The 16,719-nt window shown below is 61.0% G+C and carries 22 protein-coding genes; 14 read left to right on the forward strand and 8 right to left on the reverse strand.

Annotated elements, in window-relative coordinates:
• Positions 1–40: 40 nt before the first annotated feature.
• From AB4Z27_RS15420 to AB4Z27_RS15440, 5 genes are all read right to left on the reverse strand, one after another.
• Positions 41–1,465: an efflux RND transporter periplasmic adaptor subunit gene (locus tag AB4Z27_RS15420; protein ID WP_092297912.1), complete on the reverse strand. Its 1,425-nt coding sequence runs from the start codon at positions 1,463–1,465 to the stop codon at positions 41–43.
• A 72-nt stretch (positions 1,466–1,537) separates the two neighbouring features.
• Positions 1,538–2,461 carry a multicopper oxidase domain-containing protein gene (locus AB4Z27_RS15425; protein WP_441644735.1) on the reverse strand — a complete coding sequence of 308 codons (924 nt, stop codon included), beginning with the start codon at positions 2,459–2,461 and terminating at the stop codon, positions 1,538–1,540.
• Between the two features lie 26 nt (positions 2,462–2,487).
• On the reverse strand, positions 2,488–2,859 hold the full coding sequence (locus AB4Z27_RS15430) for a c-type cytochrome (RefSeq protein WP_441590912.1): 372 nt from the start codon (positions 2,857–2,859) through the stop codon (positions 2,488–2,490).
• Positions 2,856–3,560 carry a c-type cytochrome gene (locus tag AB4Z27_RS15435; RefSeq protein WP_441644736.1) on the reverse strand — a complete coding sequence of 235 codons (705 nt, stop codon included), beginning with the start codon at positions 3,558–3,560 and terminating at the stop codon, positions 2,856–2,858. The genes AB4Z27_RS15430 and AB4Z27_RS15435 overlap by 4 nt, the downstream gene beginning before the upstream one ends.
• Before the next feature lie 20 nt (positions 3,561–3,580).
• The gene (locus AB4Z27_RS15440) at positions 3,581–4,519 is read right to left on the reverse strand and encodes a multicopper oxidase domain-containing protein (RefSeq protein WP_092297921.1); all 939 of its coding nucleotides are present in this window, start codon (positions 4,517–4,519) and stop codon (positions 3,581–3,583) included.
• A gap of 374 nt (positions 4,520–4,893) precedes the next feature.
• On the opposite strand from AB4Z27_RS15440, the gene AB4Z27_RS15445 reads away from it, so the two are divergent.
• From AB4Z27_RS15445 to AB4Z27_RS15460, 4 genes are all read left to right on the forward strand, one after another.
• Entirely contained in the window at positions 4,894–5,289 is a 396-nt protein-coding gene (locus AB4Z27_RS15445; protein ID WP_177219975.1) for an RrF2 family transcriptional regulator, read from the forward strand.
• Positions 5,290–5,428: 139 nt separating this feature from the next.
• On the forward strand, positions 5,429–7,546 hold the full coding sequence (locus AB4Z27_RS15450; RefSeq protein WP_441644737.1) for a TonB-dependent receptor family protein: 2,118 nt from the start codon (positions 5,429–5,431) through the stop codon (positions 7,544–7,546).
• Positions 7,547–7,673: 127 nt separating this feature from the next.
• The gene (locus tag AB4Z27_RS15455) at positions 7,674–8,168 is read left to right on the forward strand and encodes an RrF2 family transcriptional regulator (RefSeq protein WP_092297930.1); all 495 of its coding nucleotides are present in this window, start codon (positions 7,674–7,676) and stop codon (positions 8,166–8,168) included.
• Between the two features lie 87 nt (positions 8,169–8,255).
• Positions 8,256–8,717 (forward strand): group III truncated hemoglobin, encoded by a 462-nt coding sequence (locus AB4Z27_RS15460; protein WP_441644738.1) that lies wholly within the window; start codon positions 8,256–8,258, stop codon positions 8,715–8,717.
• Positions 8,718–8,777: 60 nt separating this feature from the next.
• Here the strand turns inward: AB4Z27_RS15460 and AB4Z27_RS15465 are convergent, their stop codons facing one another.
• Positions 8,778–9,176, reverse strand: coding sequence for a helix-turn-helix domain-containing protein (locus AB4Z27_RS15465; RefSeq protein WP_441644739.1), 399 nt, complete (start codon positions 9,174–9,176; stop codon positions 8,778–8,780).
• 121 nt (positions 9,177–9,297) lie between these two features.
• On the opposite strand from AB4Z27_RS15465, the gene AB4Z27_RS15470 reads away from it, so the two are divergent.
• The 10 genes from AB4Z27_RS15470 to AB4Z27_RS15515 all read left to right on the forward strand — a co-directional run bounded on the left by AB4Z27_RS15470 (position 9,298) and on the right by AB4Z27_RS15515 (position 15,231).
• Positions 9,298–9,420: a hypothetical protein gene (locus AB4Z27_RS15470; protein ID WP_441644740.1), complete on the forward strand. Its 123-nt coding sequence runs from the start codon at positions 9,298–9,300 to the stop codon at positions 9,418–9,420.
• Positions 9,420–9,608, forward strand: coding sequence for a hypothetical protein (locus tag AB4Z27_RS15475; RefSeq protein WP_441644741.1), 189 nt, complete (start codon positions 9,420–9,422; stop codon positions 9,606–9,608). Before AB4Z27_RS15470 ends, AB4Z27_RS15475 begins: the two co-directional genes overlap by 1 nt.
• Entirely contained in the window at positions 9,605–10,966 is a 1,362-nt protein-coding gene (locus AB4Z27_RS15480; RefSeq protein WP_441644742.1) for a replication initiation factor domain-containing protein, read from the forward strand. The genes AB4Z27_RS15475 and AB4Z27_RS15480 overlap by 4 nt, the downstream gene beginning before the upstream one ends.
• A complete protein-coding gene (locus tag AB4Z27_RS15485; RefSeq protein WP_441644743.1) occupies positions 10,950–11,252 on the forward strand; it encodes a hypothetical protein in 303 nt (100 codons plus the stop codon). The genes AB4Z27_RS15480 and AB4Z27_RS15485 overlap by 17 nt, the downstream gene beginning before the upstream one ends.
• Before the next feature lie 2 nt (positions 11,253–11,254).
• Positions 11,255–11,452, forward strand: coding sequence for a hypothetical protein (locus AB4Z27_RS15490; RefSeq protein WP_441644744.1), 198 nt, complete (start codon positions 11,255–11,257; stop codon positions 11,450–11,452).
• Positions 11,453–11,461: 9 nt separating this feature from the next.
• Positions 11,462–11,668 carry a hypothetical protein gene (locus AB4Z27_RS15495; protein WP_441644745.1) on the forward strand — a complete coding sequence of 69 codons (207 nt, stop codon included), beginning with the start codon at positions 11,462–11,464 and terminating at the stop codon, positions 11,666–11,668.
• 337 nt (positions 11,669–12,005) lie between these two features.
• Positions 12,006–12,275 (forward strand): major coat protein, encoded by a 270-nt coding sequence (locus AB4Z27_RS15500; RefSeq protein WP_441644746.1) that lies wholly within the window; start codon positions 12,006–12,008, stop codon positions 12,273–12,275.
• A gap of 75 nt (positions 12,276–12,350) precedes the next feature.
• The gene (locus AB4Z27_RS15505; RefSeq protein ID WP_441644747.1) at positions 12,351–13,892 is read left to right on the forward strand and encodes a hypothetical protein; all 1,542 of its coding nucleotides are present in this window, start codon (positions 12,351–12,353) and stop codon (positions 13,890–13,892) included.
• A gap of 11 nt (positions 13,893–13,903) precedes the next feature.
• Positions 13,904–14,242: a hypothetical protein gene (locus AB4Z27_RS15510; protein ID WP_441644748.1), complete on the forward strand. Its 339-nt coding sequence runs from the start codon at positions 13,904–13,906 to the stop codon at positions 14,240–14,242.
• Complete coding sequence (locus tag AB4Z27_RS15515; RefSeq protein ID WP_441644749.1) at positions 14,239–15,231, forward strand: zonular occludens toxin domain-containing protein; 993 nt, start codon at positions 14,239–14,241, stop codon at positions 15,229–15,231. Before AB4Z27_RS15510 ends, AB4Z27_RS15515 begins: the two co-directional genes overlap by 4 nt.
• A gap of 69 nt (positions 15,232–15,300) precedes the next feature.
• Here AB4Z27_RS15515 and AB4Z27_RS15520 read toward each other — a convergent pair whose 3' ends face one another.
• Positions 15,301–15,585, reverse strand: coding sequence for a hypothetical protein (locus tag AB4Z27_RS15520; protein ID WP_441644750.1), 285 nt, complete (start codon positions 15,583–15,585; stop codon positions 15,301–15,303).
• 314 nt (positions 15,586–15,899) lie between these two features.
• On the reverse strand, positions 15,900–16,187 hold the full coding sequence (locus AB4Z27_RS15525) for a hypothetical protein (RefSeq protein WP_441644751.1): 288 nt from the start codon (positions 16,185–16,187) through the stop codon (positions 15,900–15,902).
• Positions 16,188–16,719 lie beyond the last annotated feature (532 nt).

Raw genomic sequence — 16,719 nt, forward strand, 5'->3', positions numbered from 1 at the left:
ATTGGGGCGGATGCGCTGCCGCCGCGCTGTCGCCTTGTCGTTACAGGATCTCTTTCGCGGCCGCGCCGCCGCCCATGCGCTGGCGCGTGGCCGCCAGAGAAGCCTCCGCACCGAGCAGGAACTGGCCGTTCACGGCGATTGCCGCGCCTTCGGCCAGTCCGTCGACAATCTCAACGCGCTCGGCGTCTTCCTTGCCCAGCCGCACCTCGGTCGGCACGAAACGTCCTTCGCCCAGCGCGACCATGACGAAGCTCCCGTGGCCGGTGCGCAGCACGGCATCGCGCGGTGCCGTTAGCGTGGTCTCGCCCGCGACCTCGACGATGGCATGGAGGAAGGTGCCGGCGACGAGGGCGGCGGGCACCTGGTTGAGCGTCACGCGCACACGGGCCTTGCGGGTGGCCGGGTCCACCTCCGCCGTGGTGGCACGCAGCGGCGCGGTGGCGCGCCAGCCGGGCACGGTGTCCGAGGTCAGCGTGAGCTGGCCACCCTGCGCAAGCAGTGGCAGTTGATCGGGATAGAGCGACAGCGTGGCGCTAGTGCCGCGCGGGTCGCCGTAGGTCAGCACCGGCTGGCTGGGTCCGGCAAAGCCGCCGGGCCTGACATTGATGGCGGAAACGATGCCGTCGCGCTGCGCCAGCACGGGAATGACCTCGGTAATGCGGCGCTCCGTATCGAGCTTTGCCATGACCGCCGGCGGAATCTCGGCTTCGCGCAGGCGGTCCCGCTGGCGGGCAATTTCGCGCGCAAGACTGCCGAGCATCGCGTTGCTCTGTTCCAGCGCGGCCATGCCGCCGGAGGTCAGGCCGTCGCGGCGGGTCAGCAGGTCGAGGTAGTCGCGCTGGCGCTGTTGCGCCTCGGCGGAGTAGATCTCGTAAAGCACCTGGCCCTGACGCACCCGCTCGCCGGTTGCGGCGACGCCCAGGCGCTTGATCCAGCCCTCGAACTTCGGCGTGGCGGACGTGGCACGTCCCTGGTCAGATTCGAGCACGGCATAGGTGTTGATGACCGGCTTCAACTGGCGGTGCGTGACGACCTCCACCGCGATGCCCATCTGCCGGTAGGCGGCATCGCCCACGGTCACGGCAATCGGCGCGGCGGCAGCGGATTGCTGCGCGTGCTGGTGCTGCGGCATCGACTGGGTGGCGCCGGCCTTGACCAGGTGCATGCCGCAGATCGGGCAGCTGCCCGGCTGGGCCGTGACGATGTTCGGATGCATGGGGCAGGTGTACTGCGTGACGCCGCTGGCGGACTTGGTTGCCGCCGTCAGCAGTGCATTCCCGGCTTCAGGTCGACCGTGCATCTGGTCGTGCCCGCCATCCGCATGCGCCCCAGCATCGGCGGTCACCGCCCGCGCCTGGCTGATCAGTGGATCGTTGACGTAGTCGTACGAAGCCACCATTCCCACCACACCAGCCAGCAGTGCCACGGTAGCGCCGCCGATGCCCAGCATCGCACCTTCTTTCATGTTTTTCACCTTGCTCTCTGTGGCCGGCCGCGACGATGTCCCCGCCTCGGCCAGCCGTTAGCCCCGCGCTGCTTACCTCACGAGGATGTTGTCGCCCTTGCCGGCCTTCGGATCGGCATCATTGGAGAACTGCATGATGGCGATGGCGCCCGACAGCGCCTGACGCAGCGAGTGCGACACGATGGCGTTGGCGCCTTCCTTCGGCGAGATCAGGTCGAACGTGGCGGCATCGCCCGGCCCAACCACGAAGCTCTGCATGCCCACGTGGACGTTCTTGGGGTTGCCGCTGCCGTAGACGCGATCCCAGATACCCGCGATGGGGTGGAGCGACGAGAACTCGTTCACACCGGCGTTGACGAAGTAAATCCGCACGCGCTCGCCCGGCTTGGCTTGCAGCACGCGGGTGGCGCTCGGATCATGCACCGGGTCGTACTTGAAGATGCTGCCGTTGAACATGACGTTGGTCCACTTGTTGGCCATCATGTCCGCCTGGTTGTCCGGATTCGCGTACAGCTCGGACTGGATCAGCACATACTCGCGATCCGCCTTCGGCATGGCCTTGGAATCCTTCGGATCCACGATGATCGTGCCGTACATGCCGCGTGCGATATGCTGGATCATCGGGTCCGCGCCGCAGTGGTAGAAGAACACCCCCGGGTAGTCGGCAGTGAACGTGTAGTGGGCTTCTTCACCCGGCTTCACGGCCTCGAAGTCCTTGACGACATCCACGCGTGCCGCGTGAAAGTCCATCGAGTGCGAGTTCTTGTTCGCCTTGTCGTTGATCAGTGTGAACTCGATCGTGTCGCCTTCGGTGACATGGACCACGGTGCCCGGCACCTGGCCGTCGAAGGTCCAGGTGCGGTACATCGTCCCCTTGTTGTCGATAGGCAGGTCGATCTCCTTGGCTGTCATCGTGACCTTGACGGTCTTCGCATGCGCCTGCACGCCGGCCAGGAGAGCGGCGGCGGCAAAGAGCAGGGTTGGAAKGGCTTTCATTTGTCTTGTGTTTCCTCGGTTGCGTATTACTTGGTGCCAGTCTTGCTTACGAAGCGCAGGTAACTGACCATTTCCTTCATGTCGTCGTCGGTGAGCAGGCCCTCCCATTTCGGCATCAGAACGGATTTCCCTACAGCGAGACCACCTCCCTTGATCGCCTTCAACAGCGTTTCATCCGGTGTGTCACCCATAGCCTTGGTGTCGGTGTGATCGCGCGGCTTGACCGCCATGTCGCGGCTGTTCACACCGTTGCCGTCACGGTTCACACCGTGACACTGCACGCAATACGTGTTGTAGAGCCGTGTGGCATGCGCGAACTGGTCGTCGGCATGCGCACGGTTGATGCCAGCGGCCACAAGCAGCGGCGCGAGCATCAGGAAAGTCGTCTGGCGCCTCATTTCGGCTCTCCCTTCAACGTGGTGATGTATCCGGCCAGCTTCTGGATATCGGCATCATTGAGGTCGAGGCGCGGCATCCAGACATGCGGGTCGAATTTCTGTGGATCCTTGATGTAGGCGACCACGTAGTCCGGCTGCAGCCGCGCGCCACCATCCACCATCTCCGGCCCAGAGCTGCCGCCGTTGCCCGGCTTGGCCGAATGGCAGGAGGCGCAGCCGCGCAGCTTGGCAAACAGCAGGCTGGCCATGGAGGCGTTGGGYGGATCGTTCTTGAAGCCGCCTTTCTCCACCAGGCCGGCATCGCCGCYGAGCTTCATCAACTCGGCGGCTACGGCGGCGGCCTCGTCCTTGTCCAGCTTCGGGTGCGGGCTCAGCGCGGCGGGGTCGATGGTGTCGGGCCCCTTGTCGGCAGAGGCCTTGACCGCCCGGGCCACCATCACCCCCGCGGGGCGGATGGTGGTCGGGCTCTGCAGCCACTTCTCCAGCCATGGCTGGTTGAACTTGACGCCCGCGTAGTACAGGTCCGGGCCCTTGCGTTGCCACAGACGATCCACATCGAGCTTCTGGGGTTTCGTGACGGCGTGGCAGGCCACGCATTGCGCCTGCAGGACTTCCTGCCCGGTTTTCGCCTGGGCGGCGGTGCCCGCCGCCGTGAAGGCGAGGGCGGCCACGGCAAGGCGCGTGAGGTGAGGGATGTTCATCGAGATCGTTCCTGGGTCGATTACTGGACGGCCTTGCCCTTGAGCAAGTCGTTGCTGTACTGACCGGGACCCTTCTTCAGCGATTCCTCGTAGTAGAAGTTGGGCTGGTACTTCTTGCCGGCCCAGTCGTACCAGGGGTCCGAAGGCACGCCCGCATACTCCACGACGCTCATGATTCCGCCCATCGGACGATCGCCGTTGACGGTATGGGAGTCGACGTGGTCGTGAACCATCCAGCGGCCAGGGTTGTCGGCTTCGAAGATCAGGTCGTAGCGCTCACCGGGCCCGAACAGCACGGTGTCGGCCATGATGGGGTTGGCCAGCGGGAAGCCATCCTTGAAGGCGATCTTGAAGCTGTGCCCGTGCAGGTGGAAACTGTGCGTGCCGTCGCCAGCGCCAATCAGGCGCAGGCGGACCACGTCGCCTTTCTCGATACGGATGGGCTGGGTGTCCGGATAAGCCTTGCCGTTGATCGTGAAGTAGTCGGGCTTGTCTGATGGCAGGCCGCCGAAGCCGGGCTTGTCCGCCCACTTGGAGTCCCACTCGGAGAACATCAGGATGAATTCCTTGGTGACCTTCTTCTCCAGAGCGGTCGGATTCTTCGGCCGGACGATCAACGGACCCCACATGCCGCGCAGGGCGACGTGTTCATTGACGTTGACGTGGCAGTGGTACCACATGGTGCCGGACGGCGCCGCCTTGAACTGATACTTGAAAGAGTCGCCGGGCTTGATGGCCTCCTGGGTRACACCCGGCACGCCGTCGTTCTTCCAGGAGTTCTTCTGGTACATGCCGTGCCAGTGCACGGTGTGGGGCAGGGCGGTCAGGTTGTTGACGGTGACGTTGACATCGTCGCCTTCATCCACCACATACAGCGGGCCTGGCACCTGCCCGTTGAATGCAAACGTATGGAATTGCTGCTTGTCTACCAACGTGACCCGGGTGTCTTCGATGTTCATCTCGAAGTTCCGGGTTGCCGCGCAAGCACCGTGCGCCGTCAGAAGCGCCGATGTGGCAAGGATTGCGGAAAGTAAGGACTTCAACTTGGTACCCCCGATTGTTTGAGTGGCCGGCCTTCGCCTTTAAAGATGCATTCACTATACATCTTTAGATGCGGCAGAGCGGGTTAAGCCACACCACCCGTGAGGACTATCGCGTCCTCCATGCAACGGAAATTTGCCTYTTTATCCGATGCAKAGCATTTATGTTGTATTGGKTATGCATCTTTAATAGACTTCATCGAAACATGGAWCGGGAAGTCTTGCGAGCAAATGGATACCTATGTCGCTGTCTTTTTACGCCATCCGACGGTGCCGCCTTGCCGGAATGCGTGATGCGCCTGACCGTCTATACCGAGTACGGACTGCATGCGCTGGTCCATCTCGCGCGCAACGATGGCAGGCCGCAGACGGCGAGGAACATCGCCGACGCCATTGGGCTGCCGCTCAATCACGTCGTCAAGATCGTCCACGCGCTGCGCCGTGCTGGCTACCTCGACACCGCGCGCGGGCGTATCGGTGGAACACGCCTGGCGTGTCCTGCATCGGCCATCACTGTGGGCGACGTGGTCCGGGTCTTGGAATACAGGTTGGACTTGATGGCGTGCTTTCGCGCCGGGGGATTTTGCGTGGTCTCGAGCGTTGCCGATTGTCACGCGGCGCTGAGTGGGGCGCTGGTGGCCTACCTCACCGTGCTCGATGGCTACTCGATAGCGGATCTGCTGCCCTGATCGATGCCCGACATCGCAATAGACCTTTTCAATGCCGTGCGCTGCCATGTCGCATGGCGCAGGCCGATACGTGCTTCGTATGCTTCCGTTGCTTGCCCGGGGTCCATACCACGGCACCTGAAACGTAGACGAGAACAAAATGAGATCTGAAAAAGCCTGGCGCAAGACCGCCATTGCTGTAGTCGTACAGACGCTCGCGCTGAGCGGCGCGGCCATCGCGCAAACCAACGCCACGCAGGCATCCAATGACGCGCCACTCCCCACGCTGCCCACCATCACCGTCAGCGCAGCGGCGCCAGCCGAGGGTTCACTCACGGTGCCCGGCGTGGCCCGCCAGCGTGACACGCTGTTCCAATCGGCCGGGTCGGTCGGATTTGTCGATGCGCAGTCTTACACCGATACCTACGCCAGCAATCTGCGCGATGTCCTCAAGGACTCGCCCGGGGTCTACGTACAGGAGCGCTACGGCCAGGAGCTGCGCCTGTCGATCCGCGGCTCCGGCATCTCGCGCGGCTTCCACACGCGTGGCCTGGAAATCCTGCAGGACAGCGTGCCGACCAACTTCGCGGACGGCAGCGGTGACTACTACCAGATCGATCCCATCGGACTTTCCGCGGCCGAGGTCTACAAGGGCGGCAACGGSCTGGCATTCGGCAGCTCGACGCTGGGCGGCGCCGTCAACTTCACCACGCCAACCGCGCTGACGGCGGATGCGCCAAACATGCTGCGCGTGGACGGTGGCAGCTTCGGCACCGCGCGCGCCAGCGGCCAGGTATCGCGACAGATCGGCGCATTCGACTTCCTCGCCAATCTCAGCGTCAATCACTCGGAGGGCTACCGCAATCACGAACGCGGGCAGTACGAACAGCTCAACGCCAACTTCGGCTACCGCTTCAGCCCGGCCGTGGAAACGCGTTTCTACTTCGGGGCCTACGTGGTCGACCARCTGCTGCCAGGCACGCTCACGCTCAATGAGGCGCTCAACGATCCGCGCAAGGCGTCCGCCAGTGCGCTGGCAGGGGACCAGGCACGTAACACGCGCACCGAGCGGCTGGCCAACGTGACCAGCGTGAAGCTGGACAACGGCCAGCTGGACTTCAGCACCTGGATCATCCACAAGAGCCTGTACCACCCGATCTTTCAGGTCATCGATCAGGACTACTGGACCTACGGCTTTGCGCCGCGCTACACCGGCAACTTCACGCTGGGCGGCATGCGCAACCAGTTGATCGCCGGGGCACGCTTCTTTGGTGGCAACAACAATGCCCGCCAATACGTCAACGTTAATGGCGACCGCGGCGCACAGACGCTGAACGCCCGGCAGGATGCCTTCAACTACGAGGCCTATCTCGAAGACCGGCTGTACGTGCGGCCTACGGTCGCGCTGATGGCGGGAGCGAAGGCGTACCGCAACCGGCGGGAGTACCAGGACTACGGCGGCTTGTCCGCCAGCCCAACGGCCAAGTCGGACAGCGCCACCTACAGCGGCGTGAACCCGAAGTTCGGCGTGCTGTGGGAGCCGCGCAAGGACGTGCAGGCCTTCGTCGACATCACGCGCAGCGCCGACGTGCCGGACTTCTCGGACCTGAACCAGACCATCGGCGCGACCAACCAGTTCGTGCCACTGGCGCAGCAGCGCGGCTGGACGGTGGAGGCGGGCACGCGCGGGCAACTGGACCGCTTCGGCTGGGACYTGACACTCTATCGTTCGCTGGTGCGCGACCARATGCTGCAGTACACGGTCAGCCCCGACGTGCCAGCCTCCACGTTCAACGCCAACCGGACCATCCTGCAGGGCGTGGAGCTGGGCGCCAGCGCCGAGATACTGCGCAATATCATTGGCGCAGGCGACCGGCTCACGCTGTCGCAAATGTGGAACTACAGCGATTTCCGCTTCGACAACGATCCGGTTTACGGCAACAACCGCATCGCGGGCGTGCCGCAGCATGTGCTCCGCACGACCGTGGCCTACAACAGGGGCTCCGCGCGCGTGGCGGGCACGATCGACTGGGTGCCGACCGGCGCCTACGTGGACTACGCCAACACGATGAAGGTGCCGGCCTACGTGCTGTTCGGCATCCAGGCCAGCTACGAATTCCAGCGCGGCGTCACGCTGTTCCTCGACGCCCGCAACCTGGCCGACAAACGCTACGTCAGTGACTTCGGCACCGTGGCGAATGCGCGCACTGCCAACACGGCGGTTTTCTACCCAGGGGTCGGACGCGCGTTGTATGCGGGGGTGAAGTACAAGTTCTGATCGTGGTGGGATGCGGCGGTCCTGGCGGCCGCATTCCACTTGACTCGGGGGTCGATTCCCTAAAAGATGCATTTGGCGCGTAAGATATACTGACGCGTCCCGTCCTGGAGGCGAGTGGGGATCGAAGATGAGACTGACCGACTACACCGACTATGCACTACGTACGTTAATCTACATTGCTGCGCACCCGGACGAACTGGTGACGATCCAGCGGATTGCGGACAGCTTTAGCATTCCCAGGAACCACCTGATCAAGATCGTGCACCGGCTGGGGCAGGAGGGTTTCCTGCATACCCTCAGGGGCCGCTCCGGCGGCGTCCAGCTCAACCGTCCCGCGTCCAAGATCAACGTCGGCGAAGTGATTCGCACGATGGAGAGTGATTTTGCGATGGTCGAATGCTTCCACGCGGAAGGCAATCAATGTGTCATCACCCCGATATGTGGCTTGCGCGGCGTGCTGCACGCGGCGCTGGACGCATACTTCCGGGTGTTGGACGAACACACGCTCGAAGATCTCATTCTCAAGCCGAAGATGATGCAGCGCGTGCTGGACGAGCACGCTGCCGCGTCTGTGCTGGCGCGGATCCCCGTCAAGGTCTCGAGGCAAGCTGCGAAGACCTGACGAAGGGCAGGGGTTTATCTGCGCATTCGTCAGCCCCGACTATATAGATGATAAGATGCATTCTTGATGCATCTTTTAGGGRTGACGATGCCCGGGAATAACCTTCAGACCGCCAGCGACGCCGTGGCCCAAGGCGCGCATCTGCCCGACGAAGCCGAAATATCGGCATTTGTCCGTGCCTTCTACGYGCGGGTTCGCGCCGACGAGAGTATCGGCCCGCTTTTCGACCGAGTCATCTCCGGCCGATGGGACCAGCATCTCACAACGATGGACACGTTCTGGTCAAGCATTGTCCTTGGGAGCAAGCGCTACCGGGGGCATGTCCTGTCCCGCCATATGATGCTCGCGGGGATCGAGGGCCATCATTTCGACCGCTGGCTCGAACTCTTCATCGACACGGCACAAGCCACTTTCAACAAACCAATAGCAGCCGAGTTCGTGCGGCCGGCATTGCGCATTGCCAAGAGCCTGCAGTTGGGGATGTACGGCATGTCCTACGAGGTGCCAGCCGGGCAACGGGAGCTGCTGGAACGGTACACAGGCAGGTAGCCAGCCGCAGCATGGCCGGGGCAAGGCTGCCTGCAGGGCTTTCGGCCTCGGATCATTGATTTAACATAATACGCAGTCCTTGACCCACAAAATGGCGTCAGTGCTGGCTTGCAGGGCAGGGGATGTCACAAATTTTGTGACGCTACCGCCCACCAGCGCCGCCAGGACTGCGAGGCTTGCCGGCGCGGCGTGGCCGTGCATCCTCTTCGAAAAAACCTCCCACAGTGACCGCTGACCGGTGCGCTCCGCACGGTCCATTCCAGCGGCCATCATGATCCGCATCGGATCTTCATTCAGTTCGATAGCCAAGCGCAGACACATCTCGTTGTCGGGCGAGCGCACGCCATTACGCCATTGGCTGATCGTGTTGTTGCCGACGCCGAGGTAATCCGCGAGGGCGCGGTCGTTCTTTAGCCCTTGCTTTGCGATCAGCGCGTTCAGATAGCTGTCCAGTTTCATAGATACCCCTCGAAGGTAGTGCTTGCAATTCTCTCGGTCCGTGAACTATTCTCGGCCCGTGATAAGTTCTCTCGGACTGTGAATGTCCGAATCATAGTCGGTAAACCGCGAGGGGTAAACGATGGCGAGTTTCTTGGGGGTGGCGGTGGCGGTGGTACTGCCCAGCGTGCTGGCAGTGTCGGTCGGCAAGAAGCTGGCCGAGCTGCTCGCAGCTGAGATCCTCGGCGACGTGTGGGGCATGTGATGGGCCTGATTCTCTTGTCGTTCCTCATCGCGCTGTTCGCGGTCATCGTGGATAGCAATGGCTGGTATTCACTGCTTTGGGCAATGGGTATCGAACCTGTGATGTTCATCCGCTTTTGCTTCGGGCTCGCATGTCTGCTGCTTGCTATTGCAGTCGTACGAGCTGGCATCCCCAAGGTGCGCGCATGAGCAAGACTCGCGCTCCTTCGTACGCAACGCTCTCGGACCAGCCATACGTGCTGGCTGACGTCCAAGCCCGCCAGACTGGCCGCGCTCGCCCGGACCAGACCAGCCCCATCAAACAGAAGACTCCCGTTGCTCAGGTGGTGCAGAGCGCGGGGGCGCTCGCTGTCATGCGCAGCAGGGCGGCGGGCGCCGGTGCGGCTTCTGCCCCCCCCTCTAGTAACACGGGGGGAACGGACACGGCGGCAGTAGCGCAACCGACCGAAATGCAGCTGGTTATGACGGACTCGGGCGAAGTCAAAGCCGTTATGGTCCGCGTACCGGTCAATGGTCAGGTGGCCATGATTGACACGCTGCGCTTCACCGTTGGCGAAGAGACATTCCGGCATGACGTGGTGAATGGCGCGGTGGATGACCTCGGCTACATCATGGCGCTGTCAGAGCAGCYGACGGAGATCCTCGGCTATGGCGTGACACAGGATCTCAAGCGGTCGCGGGACTTCTACCTCAACGCGTGGGAGTTGGGCGACAACTATGGCCATGTCGGCATCGGCGGGATGAACCAGCGCTCCACGATCATGGTCAGCATCAACGGGGCAGGCTGCATCGCGGCGAAAGACGGATGGGAGCACCGTCTGCACCAGTTCCTCGTCGGCAAGGCCAAGCGTCCGAGCATTACGCGGGTAGACCTCGCGCATGACTGTTTTCGTGGCGAAGTTACCGTTGATCAGGCGGACCAGTGGTACGACGATGGCCTGTTCACGGCATCGGTGAACGCTCCGCATCACGAGTACAAGGGCAACTGGAAGAAGCCCAACGGCAAGGGTCGTTCGCTCTATATCGGCTTACGCCGCAACGGCAAGCTGTGTCGCATCTACGAGAAGGGTATGGAGCAGGGTGATGCTAGCTCGGAGTGGGTGCGGATCGAGGTCGAGTATCGCAACGTGAAGCGGATTATCCCGTTCGATGTGCTTATCGACCCTTCTGCCTTCTTTGTCGCGTCCTATCCCTGTATGCGGTTCATCGATCCGGGTCGCCAGCCAGAGCGTATGGAGATCAAGCGGAAGACCGCGCAGATCAACGTCGATGCATCGCTTGACAACATCCGAGCCAGCTACGGCAAGTACGTACGCGTGCTGGTGGGCTTGCTCGGCGAGGAAACCTTCATTCAGCGCGTGATGGCAAAAACCGATGACTGGCCCGAGCGTTTGAAGGTGCCAGGTCACGAGTTCTGCGACACCCCGCTGCACCAGCGACCGCGCTATCCGCGTCACAACGATCTTGACCCCTCTGATGATGGCTGGACAGAGGAATCGGTCATGCCACCAGCCGCGAAAGGAAATGACCATGCGCTTTACCAGTGAAGTGATCGTGTACGGCCTCAAGGCATCCAAGGGCGATATGGAAGGCGTCGCTTATGACTCGTGCAAGGCTTACGTGCTGACACCGTTCGATGAGTCCAAGGGCACGGCGCGCGGTGCTGCCACGGCGGAATACACCATCGGCAAGTCGGACGAGTACGACAAGTACGCCAAGATCGAACTGCCGTTCAAGGCGAAGGCCGATATGGAGATCACCACGAATGGCAAGACGATGAAGACCATCGTGCATTCGCTGGTGCCGCTGTCCACCGCCAAGGCAGCGGCCTAATCATGGGCGGCGTCGTGTTCGTCGTACAGGAGGTCCATTCGGGCTATTTCCTGTGCCCAGCTGGTGGTGACGTGGGTGTTACGCGCCGGCTGAGAGAGGCGGGCACGTTCGCCACGCGCGAAGAAGCGATCGAGACGGCGGTAGACCATTGCGATGAAGGCTTCGACGTGGTGGCGATCGTGTCGGCGGGAAGAGCGTAAGGGGGTCACATGGATGCAGTCGTGATGCTGACGCAACAGGATGCGGTGGAGCTGGTGAATCGGCTCTCGATGGTCTTGCTTGTCGTCAGCTTTTGCGGCGCGCTCGGGGCGCTGATGCTCTGGGATGCGTTGCATCAGCTGGTGCAGCTGTTCGGGGATAGGCGGCGCCAGCGTCGTAAGTCTGCTGCGATTGTGCGGCGGGAAAGGGGTCAATGATGTACGGACTCAACAATGGCGAGCTGGTGTTCTATCTCGCGCTCGTGGGTCTGTTCGCGCTCGGGTACATCGGTGGGCGCATTCGGTGACGTGCTCGGCCAAATTTGGCCGTACGTGGCTGCAATGGTGGCCATACGCTTCTTCGGCGGCATGGCCGTGGACTTCATCATCTACATCAAGGAAAAGCTGTGACGGCGGTGATTGGATGGGCTCTGTGTGCCTGGGCGATTGGTTGGGCCGCTGGTACGCAGCACAGGATCTTCATACGGGCCGTGGAGGCATCGTTGGGGTAAGGGTGGCGACCTTCGCCATACATCAACTTTTCAAGGACGGAAAAATGAACGCACTCAAGCAAGCAATTCTGAACGCCAAGCAAGCCTCGGGCCGCGCCATGAGCAAGGTGGGTCTTGTCACCGGCGGTATTGTCATTGCCATGGGCAATGCGCTGGCGCAAACCACGCCGACCGACCCGGGTCTGGCTGCAATCGACACGCTCAAGTCGTCGGCTACTTCGTATATCGCCGCTGGCTTCGCGGTGCTGACCATCGTCGTGGCCGGCTACTGGGGCATGGGTATGTACAAGAAGATCTCGGGCAAGGCGAAGTAATGCGACGCCTCACCGCTGCGCTGTTGGTGGCGGTGGGGTTCTTCCTCACCGCTTGTAGCTACTTGGATCCATACCATGCACGCCTACGATGTCCGGACGCGGCAAGCTTTTGCGTCTACCGGGATTGATCTCTTCTTAGGGCCAGCCATTATCGCGCTGGCCCTTCTTCTTTCGATGCTCATCCCGTTGCCGGCACATGCCCAGCTCAGCGGGGCGGCAGGGGTTGACTACAACTATCAGCGGTCGATGTCGCGCATTATCGCGGGGTCGGCATCGGGCTTGCAGGTGAGTTCCAACAGCACGCTTGACATTATCAATGGAGCTCGCAAGGTTGGGTCGATTGCGCTGAAGGAAAAGAGGCTGATCGATCTGGCGACCATGGCTGGCCGTGCTGTGTCGATTCCCGGCATGATCGCGATTGGCGCTACGGTGCTGCTGCAATACGGACTCGAGAAGTGTGCCGATGGCACATGGTGTAAGCCAGGGCAGGGGGAGCAGGCGCCAAACGGTAAGCCGTTTCCTATTGCAGGCGGCTACTACGTTTCCGGATACACCACCGGCTTTTATCCGACGCCGGAGGCTGCTTGTCAGGCGGATGTCGGTTACTGGAATGGCCAACAGCCAACGCGCGGTTGGAGCTATGTGAGTTGGCGCGTTGCTAACGGTGATCTGTCGACCTTCACGCAGTTCTATTGCGCGATCAAAGATAACACCGGCTATGTCTGGGACGGTCCGTTGGGGCAACATCCGCGTGGTTGTCCTGCTGGCTACGCACAGACGGCAACGGAATGCATTCCACCGGGTTACACCCCGGGGACGCAGCCGACGCCTGCTACGTCTGATGAGATCAATCAAGCATGGCAGCGTGCCATGCAGGCAAATCCATATCTCCAACAGCAGACTTGGGGTTTTGAAGATCCGGCGCAGCAGAATGAAGAGTGGGCCAAAGCGATGGCGCAGCTGGCGGAGGTAATTGGTACGGGCACCGTTCAGGATGTTGGGCCCACGACGACGAATACCGATTCGGCTGGCAAGGTCACGAAGAAACAGACCACGTGCACCTATACAGGCACTGCGAATAGCAACATGGCGACGGCCAAAGAAACACCTCTGAACGTGGGTCGGAAGTGCGTTACGACCACAACGAATCCAGATGGCACAACGTCGACAGAAACGACGGAAGAGAGTACTGCTCCGGCGACCGGTAGCGAGCCGGTGAAGGTCGAGACTTGCGGATTGCCGGGGAAGCCGGCGTGCAAGATTGATGAGACGGACACGAAGACTGCTGACGACGCCGCGCAGCTAGCGAAGAGTGCCACGCAGTCGCTTGATCAGATGAAGACCGATAACAGTACGTTGCTCGACGGCAAAGTATCGGAGATCGATGCCAAGGCACGTGAAGCCTCGGCGCATTGGATCAAGCTGTTTAACGTGTTGCCCACATATGGCAGCGAGGTTTGTCAGCCGCCGACTATTCACGATACGGCGTCAAACCGAGATCTGACCTTTGACATCTGTCCGCATTACTACATGGCGAAGGATGTGTTTGCGGTGTTCATCGCGCTAGGTTTCTTGGTGGCGTTGGCCTTTGATGTTCGCGAAGCGATCAAGACGTAAGGGGAGGGGGTATGCCGATTCTGTCCGGTTTGTTGTTGGCGCTGTTCAATTTTTTGCTCACGGTGTTTATGAAGTTCTTCGATGTGCGCAAGGCGTGGATACTTGCCATCGTCGTAGTGTCACTGGGGCTGCTTGTAGGGCTGTACAGCGCGGTCACGGCCTGTATTGATGCATGCGTGCCCACCTTGGGTGGAGCTGGTCAGCTGGCGCAGTATGTTGCGATGGGCTGGGGCTTGATATGGAATGGCGCCACAGCTGCGGCGTTCTCGTGCTGGGTAGCTGGGTTCACTGCTATTACGGTGTATGTGTGGAAGAAGAAGGTGCTTGACCAGCTGGTGAACATGTTATGAGCGACTATGCACTAGTTGGGAAGAAGGGCACCGGGAAATCGTCTGGGGCGGTCATCATCATGCGTAAGGCCATGCTGCGTGGTCAGCGCGTCGCTACGAACTTAAATTTGCATCTGGACAAGCTTACCCCTCGGGATTGCAGAGCGAGCGCTATACGGCTTCCTGACAAGCCAACGGTTGCGGATCTCGTAGCGTTGGGGAGCGGGAATCCGGGGATTGTGATTGGAGCTGATGGTCAGCCGCGGCTGACGACCGATTTCAACGAAGACGAGAACGGCAAGCTTGTCCTGGACGAAATGGGGACATGGCTGAATGCTCGGGCATTTCAGGACAAGGAGCGGATGCCGGTTCTGGACTGGCTTGTGCATGCACGCAAGTACGGCTGGGATGTGTACTACATCATGCAGAACGTGAATCAGGTCGACCGTCAGTTGCGTGAGTCACTGATTGAATACACCGTGCGTTTTCACCGCGTTGACAAGATCGCCTTTCCGCTCATTACGCCGTTGATTAAGTTCGCCACGGCCTATCAGAGCAAGGGCACGCTGCCGCGTTTTCACATTGGCGTGATGCGGCTCGGTGTAGATCCGGCTGGCCTTGTGTGTGATCGTATGACATTCACAGGGAAGGGCATCCATGCAGGATACGACACGACGCAGGTGTTCGAAGAGAACTACGCGCACGGCGTGTTTTCGTACCTGTCGCATTGGCATCTTGAGGGCTACAAACATAAGACAGAGGTGCCCGCATGGATTCGTGTCGCGCGAAATCTGCTGAGCATCTTCAAGCCAAAGGTGCGCATGACGCAGGTTAAGAACCGGCGCGCTGTGATGCTGGTGTACCAGCGAGAGAAAGATCCGGAGAAGCGTCAACGATTGATCGAAGCGCTGTACCGGCGTGAGCGACGAGCTGCGAGGCCAGGTTATGGCATGACCGCGGCTGAACGGCGGGAGCGTATGCGTAGGGTTCTTGCAGCTGCTAACGTTTAGTTGCCATTGACAGCGCGATCACGATAAGTCCGATTCCCACGCCACCGAGGAAGCCCCAAAGGAACCCGATCATTTCGTCACCATCTTGAGCAGACCGCGCAGCATCGCTCCGTCATAGTCCATGACACGAGCTGCGAGACTGCGCAGCGTCTTGCAGAAGAATTGTTTGCCATCCGGGCGGGTCCAAACGAAACCCTTATTCATGCGCACCAGCTTGCGCACGTACAACTTCAGGCGGAGCTGGACCATCGGGCGGAACAGGCCAAGCGCGCGCTTGATGCGCTTCCGTTTTGCTGCCGACAGCCACACAGCGTTGCATACACCACCGATCAACTTCAGGCTCATTTGTTCCATGGTTTGCTCCTTTCAGGCATCGGGCCGCTAGATTCTGAGTCCCGGACGTACTGGTCTCCGGGCGTGCTGCCGAGGGGATTTCGGCATCAGTCCGCTGAGTTCGTCGTCCCTGCGATCCGATAGCCGGCTGATGGCGAAACGTGGAATACCGGACCGCAGCGAAGCGTAGGGAGGATATGCCGCGAAAGTTCGCCAGCAGTCGGCTATGGTTCGCGGTTTGGGACGGCGGGCTCAGTGGGCTGATGACGCCTCGGCAGGGCGACCGGGGACGCCGCGCGGCGAGCGCCCACAGGGCGAAGCCCTCATTTCATGTTTCAACGGAGCAGCGGCGCGATGTACTTGGCCAGTAGGAACATGAGCGTGGCGTACCACGTGAATGCGAGTAGCTTGATTGTCCAATGCCAGTTTGCACCGGGGAGATCCGGCGGGCGGCGCGGAGGAACGTGCGGCACGTTTTGGAAGCTGTCGTTCGTGCTCGGCGGCGGCGTTCCGCTGCGTTTCGGTCCGGATGCCGGCTTTCTCCACGCGGAATCCTTCGACTCGTCGCGGCCGGTGCGTTCGTTGTACCGATCCCGCCACCAGTCTCTGTCATAGATGCCCATATCTGACCCCTTGTCGTTTTCGGCAGATTGTAGCGTTTTCCGTCAATCCCTCTCACGACGCATATAGGCGTTGTTTCAGATGTCGATGCTCCTTGAATGACCGAAGAAGAAACGCGAGCCGTGGCGCGGGAGATCCGGCATCTGTACTACTTCATTCGAACGCTTCGTCGCGGCTTGCAAGACGCAGCTCGGCGGCGCTATTACCGGCAGATCGCGGCCAAGAAAAAACGCCTGCACGAGGCAGGCGTTTCAACGAGGGAGGTACTAGATCTGCTGATGTGTTGTCGGTCAGGCCGGTGCTGTTTTCGGGCTTGCCTCGATTGCTCGCATCGGCTTCTTTGACACCCGTCGCATTTRACATAATACGCATTATGCGTATAAGGGATGTTGGCCGTTATTAGTAATGTCACCTTTGCGACGAATAGAGATGTCACCTGAGGCTGCCTCCCCGTACGCTCCGAGTTTCGTCGGGCGCTTTGGGAGGCAGCCATGCACAGACAAGGATTGGTGACCATGAGCATGCGCGAAGTTG

Origin of the sequence: Cupriavidus sp. KB_39 (assembly GCF_052114485.1) — a bacterium.
In the GTDB taxonomy this organism is placed as follows: domain Bacteria; phylum Pseudomonadota; class Gammaproteobacteria; order Burkholderiales; family Burkholderiaceae; genus Cupriavidus.

What these genes read in the sequence shown, in the direction of transcription:
- AB4Z27_RS15420 (WP_092297912.1), bottom strand. Translation starts at nt 1,465, where the DNA reads ATGAAAGAAGGTGCGATGCTGGGCATCGGCGGCGCTACCGTGGCACTG.
- AB4Z27_RS15430 (WP_441590912.1), bottom strand. Translation starts at nt 2,859, where the DNA reads ATGAGGCGCCAGACGACTTTCCTGATGCTCGCGCCGCTGCTTGTGGCC.
- AB4Z27_RS15445 (WP_177219975.1), top strand. Translation starts at nt 4,894, where the DNA reads ATGCGCCTGACCGTCTATACCGAGTACGGACTGCATGCGCTGGTCCAT.
- AB4Z27_RS15455 (WP_092297930.1), top strand. Translation starts at nt 7,674, where the DNA reads ATGAGACTGACCGACTACACCGACTATGCACTACGTACGTTAATCTAC.
- AB4Z27_RS15465 (WP_441644739.1), bottom strand. Translation starts at nt 9,176, where the DNA reads ATGAAACTGGACAGCTATCTGAACGCGCTGATCGCAAAGCAAGGGCTA.
- AB4Z27_RS15470 (WP_441644740.1), top strand. Translation starts at nt 9,298, where the DNA reads ATGGCGAGTTTCTTGGGGGTGGCGGTGGCGGTGGTACTGCCCAGCGTG.
- AB4Z27_RS15475 (WP_441644741.1), top strand. Translation starts at nt 9,420, where the DNA reads ATGGGCCTGATTCTCTTGTCGTTCCTCATCGCGCTGTTCGCGGTCATC.
- AB4Z27_RS15485 (WP_441644743.1), top strand. Translation starts at nt 10,950, where the DNA reads ATGCGCTTTACCAGTGAAGTGATCGTGTACGGCCTCAAGGCATCCAAG.
- AB4Z27_RS15490 (WP_441644744.1), top strand. Translation starts at nt 11,255, where the DNA reads ATGGGCGGCGTCGTGTTCGTCGTACAGGAGGTCCATTCGGGCTATTTC.
- AB4Z27_RS15495 (WP_441644745.1), top strand. Translation starts at nt 11,462, where the DNA reads ATGGATGCAGTCGTGATGCTGACGCAACAGGATGCGGTGGAGCTGGTG.
- AB4Z27_RS15500 (WP_441644746.1), top strand. Translation starts at nt 12,006, where the DNA reads ATGAACGCACTCAAGCAAGCAATTCTGAACGCCAAGCAAGCCTCGGGC.
- AB4Z27_RS15505 (WP_441644747.1), top strand. Translation starts at nt 12,351, where the DNA reads ATGCACGCCTACGATGTCCGGACGCGGCAAGCTTTTGCGTCTACCGGG.
- AB4Z27_RS15510 (WP_441644748.1), top strand. Translation starts at nt 13,904, where the DNA reads ATGCCGATTCTGTCCGGTTTGTTGTTGGCGCTGTTCAATTTTTTGCTC.
- AB4Z27_RS15515 (WP_441644749.1), top strand. Translation starts at nt 14,239, where the DNA reads ATGAGCGACTATGCACTAGTTGGGAAGAAGGGCACCGGGAAATCGTCT.
- AB4Z27_RS15520 (WP_441644750.1), bottom strand. Translation starts at nt 15,585, where the DNA reads ATGGAACAAATGAGCCTGAAGTTGATCGGTGGTGTATGCAACGCTGTG.
- AB4Z27_RS15525 (WP_441644751.1), bottom strand. Translation starts at nt 16,187, where the DNA reads ATGGGCATCTATGACAGAGACTGGTGGCGGGATCGGTACAACGAACGC.